Origin of the sequence: Pusillibacter faecalis, from assembly GCF_018408705.1 — a bacterium.
In the GTDB taxonomy this organism is placed as follows: domain Bacteria; phylum Bacillota; class Clostridia; order Oscillospirales; family Oscillospiraceae; genus Oscillibacter; species Oscillibacter faecalis.
In genome coordinates, this window is record NZ_AP023420.1 from 755,856 (window position 1) to 773,280 (window position 17,425).

At 52.4% G+C, this 17,425-nt stretch carries 21 protein-coding genes; 10 read left to right on the plus strand and 11 right to left on the minus strand.

Annotated elements, in window-relative coordinates; translation table 11 throughout:
• Window positions 1–9: 9 nt before the first annotated feature.
• From KJS55_RS03940 to KJS55_RS03970, 8 genes are all read right to left on the minus strand, one after another.
• Window positions 10–444 (minus strand): DUF669 domain-containing protein, encoded by a 435-nt coding sequence (locus KJS55_RS03940; RefSeq protein ID WP_213542726.1) that lies wholly within the window; start codon window positions 442–444, stop codon window positions 10–12.
• A 21-nt stretch (window positions 445–465) separates the two neighbouring features.
• Window positions 466–1,062: a hypothetical protein gene (locus tag KJS55_RS03945; protein ID WP_213542727.1), complete on the minus strand. Its 597-nt coding sequence runs from the start codon at window positions 1,060–1,062 to the stop codon at window positions 466–468.
• Window positions 1,046–1,972 (minus strand): ATP-binding protein, encoded by a 927-nt coding sequence (locus KJS55_RS03950; protein ID WP_213542728.1) that lies wholly within the window; start codon window positions 1,970–1,972, stop codon window positions 1,046–1,048. The genes KJS55_RS03945 and KJS55_RS03950 overlap by 17 nt, the downstream gene beginning before the upstream one ends.
• A complete protein-coding gene (locus KJS55_RS03955) occupies window positions 1,973–2,158 on the minus strand; it encodes a hypothetical protein (RefSeq protein WP_213542729.1) in 186 nt (61 codons plus the stop codon).
• 170 nt (window positions 2,159–2,328) lie between these two features.
• Window positions 2,329–2,835, minus strand: a complete 507-nt coding sequence (locus KJS55_RS03960; RefSeq protein ID WP_213542730.1) for a 3D domain-containing protein — start codon at window positions 2,833–2,835, stop codon at window positions 2,329–2,331.
• A 78-nt stretch (window positions 2,836–2,913) separates the two neighbouring features.
• Window positions 2,914–3,036, minus strand: coding sequence for a hypothetical protein (locus KJS55_RS17485; RefSeq protein ID WP_283093701.1), 123 nt, complete (start codon window positions 3,034–3,036; stop codon window positions 2,914–2,916).
• Window positions 3,037–3,182: 146 nt separating this feature from the next.
• Entirely contained in the window at window positions 3,183–3,449 is a 267-nt protein-coding gene (locus KJS55_RS03965; RefSeq protein ID WP_213542731.1) for a hypothetical protein, read from the minus strand.
• Between the two features lie 124 nt (window positions 3,450–3,573).
• Window positions 3,574–3,996, minus strand: coding sequence for a hypothetical protein (locus tag KJS55_RS03970; RefSeq protein ID WP_213542732.1), 423 nt, complete (start codon window positions 3,994–3,996; stop codon window positions 3,574–3,576).
• A 102-nt stretch (window positions 3,997–4,098) separates the two neighbouring features.
• On the opposite strand from KJS55_RS03970, the gene KJS55_RS03975 reads away from it, so the two are divergent.
• Window positions 4,099–4,347 (plus strand): hypothetical protein, encoded by a 249-nt coding sequence (locus KJS55_RS03975; RefSeq protein WP_213542733.1) that lies wholly within the window; start codon window positions 4,099–4,101, stop codon window positions 4,345–4,347.
• Window positions 4,348–4,596: 249 nt separating this feature from the next.
• On the opposite strand, the gene KJS55_RS03980 is transcribed toward KJS55_RS03975, so the two are convergent.
• Window positions 4,597–4,803, minus strand: a complete 207-nt coding sequence (locus tag KJS55_RS03980) for a helix-turn-helix domain-containing protein (protein ID WP_213542734.1) — start codon at window positions 4,801–4,803, stop codon at window positions 4,597–4,599.
• Window positions 4,804–5,473: 670 nt separating this feature from the next.
• On the opposite strand from KJS55_RS03980, the gene KJS55_RS03985 reads away from it, so the two are divergent.
• From KJS55_RS03985 to eno, 7 genes are all read left to right on the plus strand, one after another.
• Complete coding sequence (locus tag KJS55_RS03985; protein ID WP_213542735.1) at window positions 5,474–5,830, plus strand: hypothetical protein; 357 nt, start codon at window positions 5,474–5,476, stop codon at window positions 5,828–5,830.
• A 535-nt stretch (window positions 5,831–6,365) separates the two neighbouring features.
• On the plus strand, window positions 6,366–7,085 hold the full coding sequence (locus KJS55_RS03990; protein ID WP_187032464.1) for an NYN domain-containing protein: 720 nt from the start codon (window positions 6,366–6,368) through the stop codon (window positions 7,083–7,085).
• 55 nt (window positions 7,086–7,140) lie between these two features.
• Window positions 7,141–8,481 carry a recombinase family protein gene (locus tag KJS55_RS03995; protein ID WP_213542736.1) on the plus strand — a complete coding sequence of 447 codons (1,341 nt, stop codon included), beginning with the start codon at window positions 7,141–7,143 and terminating at the stop codon, window positions 8,479–8,481.
• A gap of 338 nt (window positions 8,482–8,819) precedes the next feature.
• Window positions 8,820–10,049: a class I SAM-dependent rRNA methyltransferase gene (locus KJS55_RS04000; protein ID WP_213542737.1), complete on the plus strand. Its 1,230-nt coding sequence runs from the start codon at window positions 8,820–8,822 to the stop codon at window positions 10,047–10,049.
• 80 nt (window positions 10,050–10,129) lie between these two features.
• Window positions 10,130–11,044, plus strand: coding sequence for an AraC family transcriptional regulator (locus KJS55_RS04005; protein ID WP_187028280.1), 915 nt, complete (start codon window positions 10,130–10,132; stop codon window positions 11,042–11,044).
• A gap of 157 nt (window positions 11,045–11,201) precedes the next feature.
• Window positions 11,202–12,323: a tyramine oxidase subunit B gene (locus tag KJS55_RS04010; RefSeq protein WP_187028279.1), complete on the plus strand. Its 1,122-nt coding sequence runs from the start codon at window positions 11,202–11,204 to the stop codon at window positions 12,321–12,323.
• A 12-nt stretch (window positions 12,324–12,335) separates the two neighbouring features.
• Entirely contained in the window at window positions 12,336–15,023 is a 2,688-nt protein-coding gene (gene eno / locus KJS55_RS17270; protein WP_228300453.1) for a phosphopyruvate hydratase, read from the plus strand.
• Between the two features lie 121 nt (window positions 15,024–15,144).
• On the opposite strand, the gene KJS55_RS04025 is transcribed toward eno, so the two are convergent.
• A complete protein-coding gene (locus tag KJS55_RS04025; RefSeq protein ID WP_187028278.1) occupies window positions 15,145–15,657 on the minus strand; it encodes a putative ABC transporter permease in 513 nt (170 codons plus the stop codon).
• Between the two features lie 118 nt (window positions 15,658–15,775).
• On the opposite strand from KJS55_RS04025, the gene KJS55_RS04030 reads away from it, so the two are divergent.
• Both KJS55_RS04030 and KJS55_RS04035 read left to right on the plus strand, forming a co-directional pair.
• Complete coding sequence (locus KJS55_RS04030; protein WP_213542738.1) at window positions 15,776–16,348, plus strand: uracil-DNA glycosylase; 573 nt, start codon at window positions 15,776–15,778, stop codon at window positions 16,346–16,348.
• A gap of 1 nt (window position 16,349) precedes the next feature.
• Window positions 16,350–16,895 carry a biotin transporter BioY gene (locus KJS55_RS04035; RefSeq protein WP_187028276.1) on the plus strand — a complete coding sequence of 182 codons (546 nt, stop codon included), beginning with the start codon at window positions 16,350–16,352 and terminating at the stop codon, window positions 16,893–16,895.
• Between the two features lie 35 nt (window positions 16,896–16,930).
• Here KJS55_RS04035 and KJS55_RS04040 read toward each other — a convergent pair whose 3' ends face one another.
• On the minus strand, window positions 16,931–17,425 hold the full coding sequence (locus KJS55_RS04040) for a GNAT family N-acetyltransferase (protein ID WP_187028275.1): 495 nt from the start codon (window positions 17,423–17,425) through the stop codon (window positions 16,931–16,933).

A 17,425-nucleotide genomic window follows, 5' to 3' on the forward strand; every position in this document is an offset into this window, starting at 1 on the left:
TCTCCCACCTCAGTTCCACGGGAGGTCTCCGTCATCCTCAAGCTCACTGATCTTTGTAAGCTCTTGCCGTTCCGGGAGCTTTCCTTCCCAGGGCGTGAGCTTCTCTGCGCGGTCCTTGTTGATGAAATAATGTACTTTCAGATATCCCTGGTCATCCTCTTTTAGGCGGGCAGCGCCCACAGCGCCGATCCAGGTGGGGAGTGCAAAGTCTCCGTCATCAATGTTGAAGGAGTCAAAGAAATCTGTCATGTTACGATTGAAGTATTCATTTTTCACAATATAGTGATAAATGATAATGTCGCTTCCGTTTGGCCGCACCCCGATTACCAGCATGGGATTTCCCTTTTTGCTCTCTTTTTCCTCAACACTGACAATCTCTACCCGATAATCTCCAGGTGTCAGGCGGGGGCGCTCTTCCCGCTGATAGCTATCCCAATTACCCATATTTCAAATCCTCCAAATCTTTTAATATTTGCTTCTCCAGTTTTGGCAGTAAAGGTCTACCAGATTTGTCTTGTCCATCCAGGTCATAAACCGCCGCACGGTTTTCTCGATGGGTTCTGTGTCCTCTGGCAGATATACTTCACGATATACATAGCTTCCGTCGCTGATGATGTACTCAAATCGCCGGACCTCCGGGCAGAGGTAGAAGTACATAGGATGCTGCGGACTATCAAGGTATTTCCCCACGCGATAAGTCCGGCTGAATTTTGTGTCGTAGATGACTCCTGCTTTTAGGAAATCCAGGATTCCAAAGCAGACAAACTCCACGTTGTCCATTACCAGAGGCCGGGATGCCTTGACTTGATACTGCCCCTGGGTGATGATCTCGCAGATTTCTACAATCGGTTTGTACCACTCCTGCTCTGGCCCGATGTCCACCCCTTCGCTGACAGCGTGGACCACGTTTTCAAACCGGATGCCGTCCAGCATGGCTCTTGACTGAGGCTTTTTCTCACGACGGAGAGTAGAGAGAAATTCATCCATTTCTCCACCTTTTAGGGCATACTGCCACGAAGACAAAAGGCTCTGCGTCAGCAGAAATTTATTCGGCCCGCTCATAAACTTTCGTCTCCTTGTTGTAGACGATGCCAAGTTCCTTAATCCGCTCCATCAGAGCCGTTTTCAGTTCCCGTTCGCTGGTCAGGGCGTGTGGCAAGCCCTTGATGGCCTTTGTAGCCTCTTGGACATCTTCTGGGGTTTCAATGGATTCAATAATTTTTCTACCATCCAGCACAGTCTTGTTGTACTGTTCCTGCCGGGGCTGAAGCGCAGCATGTTCGGCAACAATGTTGGCCTTGACCTGATCAAACAAACGCGTGAGAAAATCATTTGGCTCGCCGTCCTTTAGCTCTGGAACCTTAACAAGACCTTTGATGCCGTAGGCCGCTTTCGCGTTATAATTCATGGTAGGAGTAAAGCCAAGATAGCGCTCTCCATTAACGATGTGCAGATAGGCGCCCAGATCGGCAGGCTGCCATACCAGCGTTTTTGTGGAACCCTCACACACAATGTCATAAAAAACGTCATCTCCCTGCCGGTCCTTGGAAGCGTGGAACAGGAATACTACATTGAACTTCTTTCGCAGTTCAGCAGACAGACGAAGGAACTCAGTCTTGACAAAGCCGTAACCCTGTTGGGAAAAACCTCCGGATTTCTTACTGGCAGAGGGTTCATTTCTCATGGCCCAGTCTTTCATCAGATCAATCAAGGCCCCGCAGGTGTCAATCACTACTGTCTTGTAGTGCCCCTCAAAACTTTTGATGTCTGCAAGAAGCTCCTCATAGGTCTTAATCATGGAGCTGTCCTTTCGGTGCTCTGGTTTCACACGGCTCAATCCCTCGTCTGCATCGATCAGAACTACGTCTGGTGCAGACAGTGCCAAAGTGGTTTTCCCCACGCCGGGAAGTCCACTGATAATCACGATGATATTCTTGTTGGAAAAATCCATACTCTCGGGCTTGACGATCATTTATTTTTCCTCCTTAATTTCCACTAAGTCATATCCCTGGATGATGATTTGCGAAACAATGTGTTTAGCTGATAGTCCGGTCTCCCTCTGGAGCTGCTTTACCAGTTTTTCAGCCTGCTCGTTCAGCCGAACGACTCCGCACACGCCCTTTTCTGGGCGGTATACGTTTAAAACAATTTTGCTCATGTTTCCTCCGTGTTTTCAAAATATTGTTCTCCCATCCAACAGGAGGGGCACACAACCTTGATTTGTCGCTCCCGGTTTCCATCGCTATCCACAATTTCATTACGTATGACCAGAAGCGGATGATCGAATTCAAGCCCGCAGATCATGCAGCGGTACATGCCGGCCTCCTCTCATTCCTCGCACCACCAAATATCAGCCGTTTTCACGCCCAGGGATAAGGCCTCTTGGTGCCCCTGGACTGCCAAATCTATACGATTTCCCCGGATAGCAGGGCCGGTATCGTCCGCCCGCAGATACAACATTTCGCCATTGTGCTCGATCATGATGGTGCTGCCCAGCGGAATCACGGCAGGGTCTACAGCACAGCTCACATACGGAGTCACGCGCCGTCCGCTGGCGGTGATGCCGGAGCCTGTCCCGCAGATGTGGGGCCGTTCCTCGCAGCAGTAGAAGGTGATGGTCACGTCCTCCAGCTTGGTTGAGCGGGCCAGCAGTGCGGCCTCAATCAGCTCATTTTCAGCCGCCTCCAGCTCGTCCAATGTGATCTCCGGCATGGTGGCTTTTGTGTGTTCTGGGCGCGGAGGGTCCGCATCCACATTCAACGCCAGGAATCCAATTAACCAGATTGCCAGAAGCCCAACGAAGCAAAGATATGTAAGAATCCGCCGTCGCTTCATACCCGCCCCTCCAGCTTGTCCACCAAGCGGAACAGCCATCTTGTGGCTGTCCCTATCCCAATCAAAACGAAAACCAGTTCAATCGTTGTCATCTTTCTCAACCTTTGTAACAGTAATTTCCGCCGTAACGCCTAATTGCTCCAGGCGCTTTGTCTTTAAGTAAATCAATGCCTTCTGAAAGCAGTCCAGATTTTCTTCCATAGAAAACTAACCTCCTCAAGAACTTGGTAAATTTTATGTGATAGCGTCTTGTCCAATCCCTTCGGAAGTGATATAGTGTAAAAGGGATTGTCGTGTGGTGCCTCAATCCTTACCCTCGTCGTGCTGCGAACACGGCGGGGGATTTTTTAGGCATCCTCCGGGTATGCACTGGACACCAGCTCCTTCAGTTCCATCAAATGAATGCCAGGGTCCTGTGCCGCTCGATCAAGAATCAGTTCCTTCAACTTGGGGCCAGCTCCCTCTAGTGCCCTGCGATAATCTTCAAACGAATAATTCATATGTGCCTCCTCCCATGTCTGGCCCTTCCAATCGCGGCAGAGATTATCAAACTCGCGGTTCACGTACCGGGCCATACCTCTTAATTCCTGAATTGTTGTCGGTTCCTTTTTCATGTTAAAAATATCCTCCTATTCTTGCCAGAGGCCGGAGGATGTGTTATACTGTCTCCGATACCTCGTAGCTACGTTACGTGGTGTCATGGGCTGTCCTCTGTTGCTGTCAGAGGCAGCCCGCTTTTTATTTTTCGTCCACAATGATTGTCCCTGTGGTGTAATAAATCATGTGGCGGTTTCCATCTTCATCATCGAATAAAATGTAACTCTCCCGGTCTGTTTCAACGTCAAACTTTCCAGAATACTCCTTGATAAGCTGACCGTTTATGTCGTAGACAGATACTGTTCTCTCAATCCCACCAGACAAATTGCTCTGCTGGTCTTTCAAAGCCCTGCGTCCACTCTCAGAATTAAGCCGATACCAGATATAAGCGCCACAGATCAGCGTAGTAATTAAAACTGTTGCCGCTGTCGCGATTGAGAGTCCAACTTTCAAGCCCTTTTCGTATTGTTTGTCAGCCGCTATTGCTTCCCATAACAAAAATCCTGCAATAGATAGGCCGAAAGCTGCTGTGATAATAACGAATACCCATGCTCCGATTGTCATAGCTCTATAGACCTCACTTTTTCTTTTATTTTCCTAAAAATGGGGGTGCTGTTGTACTCACTTACTTGCTATGGTAGAATGTGGGCGAAAGGGGGTGAAATCGTGTTCACTTACATCGTCGAAAAAGGTGCAAATCTCAAAATTCATACACCGGGAATAAAGGACATGTCGCAAATCAAAACAAAAACTATCCAAAAACCAGATTGCATTTACATGCAATCAGATTATCCCAGTGGGTGGCACATTGAAGTGGAACAAAGATCAGATAAGATTGTCATTTATTCCAACTATCAGCTGACGCAAAATGAAGATGGTTCATTTAACGCACCGACAAAGTTATCTGATCTTTAGTAATCTCAACTTCTGTGTCACCAAATTCTGAGATGACCCGCTCCTGGTCTTGCCCACCAGGGGCGGTGTTTTTGCTTTCCATCCTTCTCACCCCCTCACCATCCATAAGAAACGAATGTCATGTAAAAAATGATAGCCCACCCAAGCCACCATAATGCCTCGTCATTCTCTTTCTCATATTTAAAATAGGCGGCGGATGCTGCACATAAAATATAGATTATAAACACAATCGTTTTAAAAACCGCCATTTCAATCTCCTGTTTGTTCTATGTCCTGATCGGAAAGAAGCTCGTCCACCGTAATGCCGTACAATTTCGCCAGTTTCTTTTGATACTTCCGGGAAATGGGGTTCCCTCCATTTTCCCACTTACTGACCGCCGTCTGGTTTACATTGAGTTTCTTGGCAACATCAACCTGACGCAGTCCGACCCTTTCGCGGTACTCCCGCAACTTCACGTTTGCGCCCCTCCTTTATGTTGTGGAATATGATTTGTAATTGACTGCGGTAGGAAAGTCTGCTATCCTGTCCTTAGCCCTCTGTGGCAACGTCAAGGAGGTGGCCGTTTGACCAAACTTTTGACCTTGCCAGTTCCAGACCGTGTGGAAGCGGCGTGATGCGATAGGGCAAGAGGCAGAACCCAAACTGCCAAAGTGAGCGGCGTGGCGACAGAAGCACAGCGGTATATGTGTCTTTTCTGGAATAAATGGGATGCACCACTCCCGTGCAGAGAAGCACGTTAAACCTCGCAGGTGCGCCACTGCTGAACGCTTGCAGAGAAGCAAGTAAAAAAACGCAGTGTCAGCAGTTCCAGAAAAGTGCAACGCGTTCTGGTAACCAAACTTGGGAGAAAACCGTCCGTGATACCGCACGGGCGGTTTTTCTTTCCCACCGCAGTCAGTCCCCGAAAACTCATAAATATGATTAGTCATGCTTGACACTTCCCGCAAAGCCATGCTACAATGAGCTTGCCAGAACATTGTAAAAAGCCGCTTTTATAGGGGCTGGTGTTTTTGTACGCTTTTTTCAAGGGACATTCATATGATACATCATATTTAAACCATTTGCAATATATAAATAGTTTATATATGATTGTTTGTATGGTTGCACAAATTTGTGGTGGTGATTATGGACATTACGCTGGAAAGGATATTATCGCTCATCCCAAAAAAAGAGGATGGTAAGTTCAAACACGGTGCCTTGTCTGCTTTTGCAAGGAAACTTGGCTTCAAAGATGGGCACATTGTTTCCGACTGGATTGCAGGAAACTCCACATCATATCTTAATTATCTGTATCAAATCTCTGTTCTTTACAATGTCTCCGTCGAATGGCTCAAGGGCGAAACAGACATAAAAAATCCCGACCTCCAAACGGAGGCCGGGTGGAAACAGCTTGCTATTGATTTGTTAAGTCAGCTTACACCTGAGGAGCTTGATCGTGAGATTGCTTATTTACAAAAGCGCGTAAATGAGAAAGATAACTAGCTCTTTCATTTTCTGGTAGTTTTCCAATAAGAGTAATTATCGTTTCTATCTTACTCTTATAGAGCAATTCACCGCAGGTCATATCTCGTTCATCCATATTCCAGTTGCCCCTCCTCGCTTGAGAACATTTGTTCTAGTGATTTGATAATATCATAGCACCGAGGAGAATATAAGGCAATCAGCAGATTTTCACAATTCTTTCCATTTATATTTTGTATTGACCTATATCTAGTGGTCTTTACTTTTATACCACAATTTTACTTTTTACGATAGGTTTTCATTCTAGTGAAAAGCCGCCGTCAGGAATCACCTGATAATTTAATCAAATAAACACTTACAAACACTAACCCACTCGAACAAGTTTGAATATACAGAAATAAACACGAATAAAAACTATTGACAAATTCAATTTGGGAGCATAATATATATCATACAGCAAAGAGCTGTATAAGCTATCATAACCTCTGGGCGAGGGCTCCCACCTTTCGGGATGATCTGACCCCAGAGGTTTTATTTTTATATATCGAGGGAGACTATGAATATAAGAGAGACTAGAAAAACCGCAATTCTTGTAGACGGAGGATATTATAGAAAGCGAGCCATCGCTTTATGGGGGAAAAACAAAACCGCTGCTGAACGCGCAGATGAATTATTCAGGTACTGCTTACTTCATATATCAGAGCCAGATGAACCTCGCGATTTATATAGAATATTTTATTATGACTGCCCCCCAATGACACGTGAGATTATTCATCCGCTCACAAAAGAAACCATATCGTATGCAGAAATGGCTGGAACACGCTGGACAAATGCATTTTTTGAGGCTCTATCCAAAAAAAGAAAATTTGCAATTCGGCGCGGAGAATTGGCTGAATCGCAAGCCACTTATATTTTAAAGCCGTCTGCGTTATCTGAAATTATATCAGAAAAGAAGTTAATTTCTGATTTAACCAAAGATGACTTTAAATTAGATGTTAAACAAAAGGGCGTCGATATGAGAATAGGTCTGGATGTAGCCTCTTTATCTTATGGAAAATATGTAAACCAAATCGTTTTAATTGCAGGAGATAGCGATTTCATTCCTGTAGCGAAGATGGCAAGAAAAAGCGGAATTGATTTTATACTGGACCCAATGAAACAACACATTAAGCCCAAACTATCCGAACATATTGATGGAATAGAAACATATACCGATAAAATGTACATTGTAAATGAAGAAAAATTAGAATATGAGATGGAAACCAACGATCAATAACATATAAATAAGCCGCCAGGAATTTCCTGGCGGCGTGATCTTAGGTGGTGGAGCTATGCAACGAGCTGCATTATATATAAGGGTTAGTACAGAAGAACAAGCCCGGCATGGCTTGTCTCTGGAAGACCAAAAAAATAGTCTGACCCAATTTTCAAAATCCCATGGAATGAAGATTGTCGGCATCTATGAAGATGCTGGCATCTCCGCCAGAAAACCATATAAGAAACGCCCTGCACTCCTAAAACTTCTGGATGATTGCAGGGTTGGAAAAATTGATCTGATATTGTTTATAAAACTGGACCGATGGTTTAGAAATGTGGGGAACTACTATGCTGTTCAGGAAATCCTAGATCAATATGGTGTATCTTGGCAGGCGACACAAGAGGATTATGAGACGACAACCGCATCCGGGCGGCTGAAAGTAAATATCATGTTGTCCGTTGCCCAAGATGAAGCAGACCGGACCAGTGAGCGTATCAAATTCGTTTTTGAGGGAAAGCGGGCGCGGTTGGAGCCTCTTACCGGGAATATACCTTTTGGTTATAAAATTGAAGGAAAATCATTCAAAAAAGACGAATCCAAAGAGGCTCTTGTTAACGATTTCTTTAAGAAGTATTTAGCCTCCGGTTCCATTTCTAAAACTTCCGAATTTATCAGAGAAAAATATGGAGTTTTAATGAGATACCATCTTATTGATAAGATGCTGCGCAGCACTACATATTATGGGAAATATTACAATATGGACGGAATGTGTCCTGCCTATATCACTAAAGAAGATCATGAACAAATTCAAGCTATGCGGAGGAAGGTTGTCCGAAAGGCAAAGAATAATCGTACCTATCTGTTTTCCGGATTAGTGGTTTGCCCGGAGTGCGGCAACAGGATGAGTGCTCGTATTAACACAAAGCAAACGTATGTATTCTACAATTGCAACGGACACTATACAAAGCAGAATGGATGCCAAAATCGTGTTAATCTTGGTGAAAGGAAAATTGAAGAGTATCTTCTTGCGACGGTAGATAACAAATTCCATGAGTACAAGGCCAATTTCTCTGCCCTTAAAAATGCAGAAATAAACAAGAGGGCACGCGCAGAAATCTCCGCCGCAAAATCAAAGTTAAATAAGTTGAAAGATTTGTATCTGAATGACATTATTACGCTCGAAGAATTAAAGGCTGACCGTGAATCACTTCTCGCAAAAATTAGTGATTTAGAGAAAGCTGCACTCCCTGAACAAAAGCAGGACTTTGAGAGCATTGATAGGGTGTTGATTGAAAACTGGAAGGAATCTTACGACGGACTCAACCGAGAAGAAAAACGAGAATTTTGGCGGATTATTATCAAAGAAATCAAAATTTACCCTGATAGGCACATAGAATATTCCTTAAATGTTTGAAAAATTTTTAATGAATTTTATTACTTAATATTTCTCCCTCTGTGGATGGGCTTAAATAGATGATAGGCATGATGCTCCTCCCTTCCTGCCTCATTCTATGGTATCCTCCGTGAAAATGTGATATACTCAGCCTGTCAGAATCGATCACGTGCCATTTTCCCACAGGGCATTTCTTACATGTTCTAAATCTCTGCCCTTCCGGCAAGACATATCTGCAAGTACCGGGGCGGCGTCTGCGCTTCTATCCGGGTTCACAGGTGTCCCTGCCTTCCCACTGCGGTCGGCCTTCGGTCTTCTGACATCCCCATACTGACATGAACATCAAGGAGACGAACGCTATGCGAGCAGAACGAGGTTATCCCCTTTGTACCATTACCCCCAAGGCGGAGGCGTCAATCCTGCGGGGCCATCCCTGGGTCTACGACGCGGAGATCCTGTCTCTGGACGGCGAGCCGGACAATGGCGCTGTGGTGGACGTGGTGAGTCGGAAGGGCCGGTATCTTGGTACGGGATTTTATTCCGAGCACTCTAAAATCCGAGTACGTCTTCTCTCCCGGAATACGAACGATCGCTTCGACGAGGCCTTCTGGCGCCGGAAGCTCCAATGGGCCTGGGAGTATCGAAAGAGCGTGATGTCTCCAGAGGACTTGGACGCCTGCCGCATCATCTTCGGGGAGGCAGACGCCTTCCCGGGGCTGACAGTGGACAAGTTCCACGATCTTTTGAGCGTGCAGGTCCTCTCCGTTGGCATGGAGCGTATCCAGAACCTGCTGCTCCCGGCGCTGGTGGAACTTCTCAGGTCCGATGGCCAGAACATCCGGGGCGTATATTTACGCAATGACGTCGCCCTGCGGGAAAAGGAAGGGCTGCCCCAGAGCAAGGGCTGGTTCCCTCTTCCCGGCGAAGCATCGCCGGACTCGGCTGTGACGGAGATCACGGAAAACGGCGTCCGCTATCTGGTGGACGTGGAGAACGGGCAGAAAACCGGCTTCTTCCTGGACCAGAAGTACAACCGGCTGGCGGTGGCGCGGCTGGCCCGGGGGCGGACGGTGCTGGACTGCTTCACCCACACCGGTTCCTTTGCCCTGAACGCCGCCAGGGGCGGGGCAAAGCGCGTCACCGCCGTGGACGTGTCCGAGTCCGCGGTGGAAATGGCCCGGGCGAACGCGGTACGCAACGGCCTGGACGCGGTGATGACCTGCACCGCCGTCAACGTCTTTGACCTGCTGCCTCAGCTGGAGCGGGAATCCTCTCCCTATGACTTGATCATTCTAGATCCGCCGGCCTTTACCAAGTCCCGTAAAACCGTGGACAACGCCATGGCAGGATACCGGGAGATCAACTACCGGGCCATGCGCCTGCTGCCCCGGGGCGGGCTGCTGGCAACCTGCTCCTGCTCTCACTTTGCAACCGAGGAGCGTTTCACCGCCATGCTGCGGGAGGCCGCGCGGGATGCCGGCGTCCAGCTGCGGCAGATTGAGGCCCGCCAGCAGAGCTGCGACCACCCCATTCTCTGGGGTGTACCGGAGACCAGCTATTTGAAATTCTATCTATTCCAGGTCGTGTGAGCGTTGTCCTGCGGGCAGAGCGGCCCCTTGACCAAGGAGACGCTCCCTCGCCTGTTCATTTTGGAAAGGAGGCCGGCGCCTTGAAATGCAGACCCATCCTGGTGGACGACACCCGCCGGGAGCTGACTCAGCATGGGACCCGGGACTTTCCCCTCTCCATGGATCGTCAGGAGGTGGCCAGTCCCAGCCACGGGAATGTCCGCCACTGGCACCCAGAGGTCCAGATTGCCCTGGTGACGGAGGGTGAAGTCTTGTTCCGCGCTGGCGGGGAGACGTTCCGCCTGGGAGCCGGAGAGGGCTTCTTTGTCAACGGCGGCGTCCTCCATGAGGCGGCCCCCACAGAACAGGCAGACGGCATCTATGTCTGCGTTAATTTTCTCCCGGATCTGGTTTACGGCCAGAACGACAGTGTGGTGCGCCGGGACTATGTGGACCCGCTGCTCTTTTGCGAAGAACTGCAAAGCTTTCCCCTGACGGACCAGCCCTGGCACCAGGAGGTCTGCGCGCTGCTAAGACAGATGGCGGAAGTAGAGGAAGCGGCGGAGTACGGTTATGAGCTTCAGCTCATTTCCCTTCTCTTAAAAATCTGGTGCCTGGTGGTGGTTCACCACCGGGAGCAGATTGAGCGGCGTTCCCAGGTTTCCTTCACAGACCGCCAGCGCATCCGGACGCTGCAGACCTACATCCACAAGCACTATATGGAGCACGTGTCCCTTGCGGACATCGCCGGGGCGGGCCATATCAGCCGGGGCGAGTGCTGCCGGGTATTCAAGCGGGTGCTGGGACTCACACCAGTCCAATATCTAACCCACTACCGCCTCAACCAGAGCGTGAAGCTGCTCAGCCGCACTGCTTTGAGTATCTCTGAAATCGCCCGGCAGGTAGGCTTTGGCACCAGCAGCTATTTTACAGAGCTGTTCCGGCGGGAGATGGGCTGCGCGCCGCTAGAATACCGCAAGCGGTATCGGCAGCAGGAAAAACTATCGGAATCTTAACCGCACTTTCCGGAAAATTCACAAGTTTTCCCCTGGCCATTGACTTGCCGCTTTTCCTTCCTCTATACTGGGCGTGAGTAGAGAAACCGCCGTTTTTACGACGGATTTTATCCCCTACCCCACTATCAAACTCGCAAAAAATGGAGGGTCAAGGAACATGGGCAAGAGAACCGAATTTTTGTATCTGTCCGAACCGGACTGCATCGCGGCAGGCGTTCTGGACGCAAAAAAATGCGTAGATAACGCCGAGGAGGTCTTCCGCCTTCTGGCCAAGGGCGACTATCTGATGGGCGGTGCCGGGCGCAATAGTCATGGGCTGCCTTTGGTGTTCCCGTCTGAGAGTCCCTTCCCCAGCATGCCGTTGGCCGGACCAGACCGCCGTTTTGTCGCAATGCCCGCGTACCTCGGCGGCCGCTTTGACGTGTGCGGCGTGAAGTGGTACGGTTCCAATGCGGCCAACAAGCGGCGGGGCCTGCCCCGCTCCGTGCTGACGGTAATGCTCAACGACAAGGAGACCGGCGAACCCCTGTGTCTGCTCAGCGCCAACCTCAGCTCCGCCGCCCGCACCGGCGCTGTGCCCGCGGTGGGTGCTAAGTACCTCGCGCGGCGGGACGCCGAGATTTTAACCTGTGTGGGCTGCGGCCCCATCGGCCGGGGCTGCCTGGACGCCATCGCCGCCGTGATGCCGGGGCTCAAAACCGTGGTGTGCTGTAACCGCTCCCCGGAGAATGCCAACAAGATGGCGGAGCACGTGCGCCGGGATCTGGGCCTCGCCGCCATGGTGGAGCCCGATCTGGAAACCGCAGTCCGGCAGGCAGATGTGCTCTCTGTGGCGGTTTCCCGCACCGCGCCGCTGCACTTCCAACGGGCTTGGATCAAGCCCGGCTGCACCCTGCTGGCCTCCGGTCCGTTCCAGTGTGACGAAGCGCTGTGGCGGGACATGCGGATTGTTCTGGATAACACAGCCCTTCATGAAACCTATGTGAAGGAGGGTAAGGAGAACCATGACCCCACCTATGGAAATCACATCGGCACCCCCATCTACCAGCTCATTGACGACCGCAAGCTGCCTCCACTGCCGGACTTTCCCACACTAGGCAGAATCATCCTGGATGAACAGAAAGGCCGCACCAGCGACGAGCAGATTCTCTGCTTCATCAACGACGGCATGGCTATCTTCGACATGGGCCTTTGTCACGACCTGTATCACACGGCGCTGGAGCAGGGACTTGGCCAGAAGCTGCTCCTCTGGGAGAGCGCCGCTCAATGCGAGGAGTAAGGTGGGGGAATCATGGAACAAAAAATCAAAAACCGGGATCTTTTACTCTCACATGGCGACTCAGCCAGTCGGAAAATCGTGCTGGACATTGCGGAGGCCACGCTCCAAAAGCTGGACGCCCGCACGCGCATCCACAGCATCGCCCATATGGAGGGCGATCTTCTCTGTATCGGGCAGCGCCGTTGGGACCTGAGCAAAAAACGCCATGTCTATCTCGTGGGTGCCGGCAAGGCCTGCAACCACATGGCTATGGCGGTGGAGGAAATCCTGGGGGAGCGCCTGACTGACGGCATTGCCATCGTTAAGCTCTCCGAGCCGACAGACGTCTTCCGGAAGACCCGCATCTTTGTGGGGGGACATCCCCTGCCCAACGAGGAGGGGTACCGCGCCTGTCAGGAAATTTTGAAGCTGGTGGATGGCGCCTGTGCCGATGATCTCTTCATCGCAGTGATCTCCGGCGGCAGCTCTGCCCTGATGAGCTGCCCCATTCCCGGCATCTCGCTGCAGGATGAGATTGACACAACAGACATCCTTCTCAAATCCGGCGCTAATATCTATGAGATCAACGCCATCCGCCGCCATATCAGCGAGATGAATGGCGGCATGCTGGCAAAGCGCATTGCGGCCCGGGGTGCAGAGCTGATCGGCTTTGGCATCTCCGACGCCGTGGGCACCCCGCCCACCGGCGACATCGGCCAGCCCTATACCGCCTACAAAAGCACGCCCATCGGCCCGGATCAGACCACTCTGGAGGACGCCCGCCGGGTAATCCGGGACTATGGCCTGGAGGAGCGGCTTCCCAAATCCGTGGTGAACTATCTCACCCACGCAGGCCCAGAGGGCGAGACCCCCAAAGCCTTCCCTCAGAACACCTACTTTCTCTTAAACTCCCTGCCGGATTCCTGCCTGTATGCCAGAGAGTCCGCCCATAAGCTGGGTTTGCCCGCCGTGATTCTCTCCTCCTTTCTGGAGGGAGAGGCCGCTGATGTGGGTACGGTGCTGGCCTCCATTGCCCGGGAAATCCAACACACCGGAAATCCCGTCAAGGCCCCCTGCGTTCTGCTCTCCTCCGGCGAGGCCACCACAAAAATTCCGGACAGTTCTGTTATCACCGGTCGAGGCGGCCCCGGTCAGGAGCTGACGGCCAGCTTTGCCCTTGCCGCTGAAAAGGCTCCCGGCTGCGCACTGCTATCCATCGACTCTGAGGGCACGGACGGTACCGCCCCCGCGGCCGGCGGCATCACGGATTCTCAAAGCCTGCACACTGCCCGGGGACAGGGTATAGACCTCCACGCCGCCTTGCGGGGCCACGCCTGCTATGAGGCTCTGGACGCCATAGGTGACGCGGTCTTCACCGGCAACACCGGCACGAACCTGTGTGATCTGAACATCCTGTATGTCCCTGCCTTGGCGGACACAGTTCCTCCCAGCCGGCGCATCAAGTCCGTTCACGCCCGACAGATCATCGACTGCAAATGCCGCCCCATGGTGGAGGTGGATGTAGTGACCGAGGGCGGTGTCATCGGCACCGGCGCGGCGCCCACTGGAAGCTCCGTGGGGATGTACGAGTCCTGCGTGCTGCGGGACGGCGACCCTGCCGAGTACGGCGGTCTCAGCGTCCACAGGGCTGTGGAGAACGTCAACCAGATCATTGCCCCCCGTCTTGTGGGCATGGACGTTGCAGACCAGACCGCCATTGACCGCTGCATGATCGAGCTGGACGGGACGCCGGATAAGCACGTTTTAGGCGGAAATGCCATCTACTCCGTGTCTGTGGCGGCCTACCGCGCTGCCGCTGCCAGCACTGGGCTCCCCCTGTATGACTACATCGCAGGACCCGGCGGCGTCCGGACCGTTCCCATTCCCTCTTTCAATGTCCTCAACGGCGGCAATAATAACGGCATCCGGCAGGCTTTCAATGAGTTCCTGGTCATGCCCTACCGGGCATCGGACATTGAGCAGGCGGTGGAGATCGCTGTAAAGGTCTTTCAGGAGCTCGGAAATGTGATCCGGGAGTATACCGGTGCCGCGCCTATGGTGGGCGGGTCTTACGGCTGGTGCGCCCCCTCCGAAGACCCGGAGGTCTGCCTGGACCTAATTGCCCGGGCCATTGCCAACTGCGGTTATACTGACCAATGCGCCTTTGCCCTAGACTGTGCCTCTAGCGAGATGTACGAGGCGGGAAAGGGCTACTACCTCAACGGCCGCCACCTCACCTCCGGCGAGCTGATTGCCTACGCCAAGGGTCTGACGGAGAAGTACCATTTCGTTTTTATTGAGGATCTGCTGGACGAAAACGACTGGGAAGGCTATGAAAAGGCCCATCGGGAGATCACCCGCACCTTGATCATCGCGGATGATCTCACTGTCTCCAACAAGGCCCGCATTGTCAAGGCCCATGAGAGCCACTCCATTGATGGCTTCATTCTTAAGCCCAATCAGGTGGGCACCATCACCGAGGCTATGGAGGCTCATCGCTACGCTCAGGACCACGGACTGTTCTCCATCACCTCGGGCCGCAGCGGCGGCGTGGTGGGAGATGTTGTCATGGATCTGGCCGTGGGGCTGCAAATCCCCTTCATCAAAAACGGCTGCCCCCGCTCCGGCGAACGAATTGACAAGCTAAACTTCCTCATGCGGGTGAAAGATACCCACTCCGGCTGCCATATGGCCAGTATCGACCAGTTCGTTCGGTTCTGAGGGCAGGCGGAAAAACCAAAAGCAGAGGGCTGCCTGCGCTGTGTGCAGGCAGCCCTCTGCTTTTCTCGATCACGCCTGTGCCGTCGGAAAATTCCGGCGATGCCTGTTCAGCGTCTACCTTTCAAGAGAGGGACCGCAGGCCCTCAATGTCACCTGTCACCCACAAAAAACGGGCTGAGAGCAGAGCATCCGCAGCAAAAAGAAGCAGGCAGAAAAACGTCGCCTCTGGGGGAATCCGACTGGCCAGCCTCTCCACCCAGGGCTGAATCCACCACACCGCAGCCGCGGTCAGGATGCCCCAGGCCAGCGTAAAGGGCAGGCACACGCGGCCCCGGAGATTCCCTGGCACATTGGCATAGTCCCAGAACCGGATACCAAGAGTGGTCTCATAGGCCCAGTGAACGGCATACTCCACCGCCGTGGCCGCAAGCCCTCCCGAAATCACCAGCCACCCGCCCTCCGTCCAGTCGGGCGGCAGGGCCAGCACCGCCAGCATTCCCAGCCCGTATACCGGACATAACGGCAGCAGCAAAAAGCACCTCCGGCCCTGATGCTCCGCATGTGTAACCGCTGCAAAGGCCCTTTCCAGCAGATAGCCAAGAAAACTGTAAATCCAAAAATACCAAAGCACCATGGTTGTCCTCCCTGTCTTTCCTAGTCTGTTCCGGGACAGGCCATGCCATTCACCGCTTGCACTGGCAGATTTTTCGTGTTATGATATAAAAATCGTTTTTCAGTTTGGAGGTATCAGCATGGCAGACAGCTGGGAGGCTTTAAAACAGTCCTGTATGGCCTGTCGGGCCTGTGGGCTGGCGGAAACCAGGACCCATGTGGTCTTTGGCGACGGCGCCCAGGACGCGGAGATTCTCCTCATTGGAGAGGGACCCGGCCAGCACGAGGATGAGCAGGGTGTCCCCTTTGTGGGACGGGGCGGTCAGCTCCTGAACGACATGCTGGAGATGATTGGGCTGGACCGCACGAATGTATATATTGCCAATGTTGTCAAATGCCGCCCTCCTCAGAATCGGGACCCGCTGCATGTGGAGCAGGAGGCCTGCATGGACTTCCTGCGTCGGCAGGCGGCGCTGTTGCAGCCCAAAATCATTGTGTGTCTTGGCCGGATTGCAGCCAAAGCCATCATCAAGGAGGACTTCAAAATTACCTCTGAGCATGGACAGTGGTTTGAGCGAGGCGGGGTCCAGATGACCGCTACCTTCCACCCGGCGGCGCTGCTGCGGGACGTGAGCAAGCGGCCGGACGCCTTTGAGGACTTAAAGTCCATTCAGGCCAAAATTCGAGAAATCTGCAAACACACGGAGGTTTAGTATGACAGCATCTCAAGCCCGCCTGCGGACACGGGACATGGCCTATATCGCACTTTTTGCCATTTTGATCGCCGTGTGCGCCTGGATTTCCATTCCCATGACCACCATCTCCTTCACGCTGCAAACCTTTGCTATCTTTGCGGCACTGCTGACTCTGGGCGGCCGGCGAGGTACCTATGCCGTCACTGTTTATCTGCTGCTGGGGGCTGTGGGGTTTCCAGTGTTCTCCGGCTTTCAGGGCGGCCTCGGCGCTCTGCTGGGCGCCACCGGCGGTTACATCATCGGCTTTTTGGGCTCTGCGTTGGTTTACTGGCTGCTGACAGCCCTGGTGAAGGACACGCTGCCGGTACGGATTACCGCCTGTCTTCTGGGGCTGATCGTGTGCTATGCCTTTGGTACCGCCTGGTTCATGGCGGTGTATACCGCCGGTCCCATGGACGTGGGCGCCGCCGTTGCTATGTGCGTGATTCCCTTTATCCTGCCGGACCTTGTGAAGATCGGGCTTGCAGTGACGCTGGCCCAGCGGGTCCGAAAGTATCTGAAATGAGGAAAAGCCGTCCGGCAGAGCCGGACGGCTTTTCATTATATACATGCAAAGGTCAGCCGCATATCGTACCACACCGCGCCGCCATGGACAGAGGCCGAGCGCCCTTCGTTCCGAAAGCCAAATCTTTCGTAATAGGGAACCAAAGCGTCCTTGCAGGTCAGGACGCATCCCTTGCGCCCCTGGGACTTGGCATCGGCAATCACCCGCCGCAGCAGTTCCCCGGCATAGCCCATCCCACGGTGCTGGGGCAGCGTATTTACGCCAAAGATCATCTGCCATGCCCCCTGTTCATGGTGCAAGGAAGCATCCGCATACATTTCGTCCCGGATGACCGGCTCGTCGCTCACCATGCCGTCCACAAAACTCAAGAGCGTTCCGTCGTCATCCTCCAATAGCCAGAAGTGGCCTGCATAGTGAGCAAGGCGCCCGGCGAAGTCCTCTGCCGTTGCTGCCTCAGCGGGTGGAAAGCAGGCAGCCTCTACCGCTGTAATCCTGTCCAAATCCTCTGGCAAACCGGTTCGAATCCGCAT

Bases quoted from the DNA above. Each gene is read 5' to 3' on its own strand.
- KJS55_RS03940 (WP_213542726.1), bottom strand. From the start codon at position 444: ATGGGTAATTGGGATAGCTATCAGCGGGAAGAGCGCCCCCGCCTGACA.
- KJS55_RS03945 (WP_213542727.1), bottom strand. From the start codon at position 1,062: ATGAGCGGGCCGAATAAATTTCTGCTGACGCAGAGCCTTTTGTCTTCG.
- KJS55_RS03950 (WP_213542728.1), bottom strand. From the start codon at position 1,972: ATGATCGTCAAGCCCGAGAGTATGGATTTTTCCAACAAGAATATCATC.
- KJS55_RS03955 (WP_213542729.1), bottom strand. From the start codon at position 2,158: ATGAGCAAAATTGTTTTAAACGTATACCGCCCAGAAAAGGGCGTGTGC.
- KJS55_RS03960 (WP_213542730.1), bottom strand. From the start codon at position 2,835: ATGAAGCGACGGCGGATTCTTACATATCTTTGCTTCGTTGGGCTTCTG.
- KJS55_RS17485 (WP_283093701.1), bottom strand. From the start codon at position 3,036: ATGGAAGAAAATCTGGACTGCTTTCAGAAGGCATTGATTTACTTAAAG.
- KJS55_RS03965 (WP_213542731.1), bottom strand. From the start codon at position 3,449: ATGAAAAAGGAACCGACAACAATTCAGGAATTAAGAGGTATGGCCCGG.
- KJS55_RS03970 (WP_213542732.1), bottom strand. From the start codon at position 3,996: ATGACAATCGGAGCATGGGTATTCGTTATTATCACAGCAGCTTTCGGC.
- KJS55_RS03985 (WP_213542735.1), top strand. From the start codon at position 5,474: ATGGACATTACGCTGGAAAGGATATTATCGCTCATCCCAAAAAAAGAG.
- KJS55_RS03990 (WP_187032464.1), top strand. From the start codon at position 6,366: ATGAATATAAGAGAGACTAGAAAAACCGCAATTCTTGTAGACGGAGGA.
- KJS55_RS03995 (WP_213542736.1), top strand. From the start codon at position 7,141: ATGCAACGAGCTGCATTATATATAAGGGTTAGTACAGAAGAACAAGCC.
- KJS55_RS04000 (WP_213542737.1), top strand. From the start codon at position 8,820: ATGCGAGCAGAACGAGGTTATCCCCTTTGTACCATTACCCCCAAGGCG.
- KJS55_RS04010 (WP_187028279.1), top strand. From the start codon at position 11,202: ATGGGCAAGAGAACCGAATTTTTGTATCTGTCCGAACCGGACTGCATC.
- eno (WP_228300453.1), top strand. From the start codon at position 12,336: ATGGAACAAAAAATCAAAAACCGGGATCTTTTACTCTCACATGGCGAC.
- KJS55_RS04025 (WP_187028278.1), bottom strand. From the start codon at position 15,657: ATGGTGCTTTGGTATTTTTGGATTTACAGTTTTCTTGGCTATCTGCTG.
- KJS55_RS04030 (WP_213542738.1), top strand. From the start codon at position 15,776: ATGGCAGACAGCTGGGAGGCTTTAAAACAGTCCTGTATGGCCTGTCGG.
- KJS55_RS04035 (WP_187028276.1), top strand. From the start codon at position 16,350: ATGACAGCATCTCAAGCCCGCCTGCGGACACGGGACATGGCCTATATC.
- KJS55_RS04040 (WP_187028275.1), bottom strand. From the start codon at position 17,425: ATGCGGATTCGAACCGGTTTGCCAGAGGATTTGGACAGGATTACAGCG.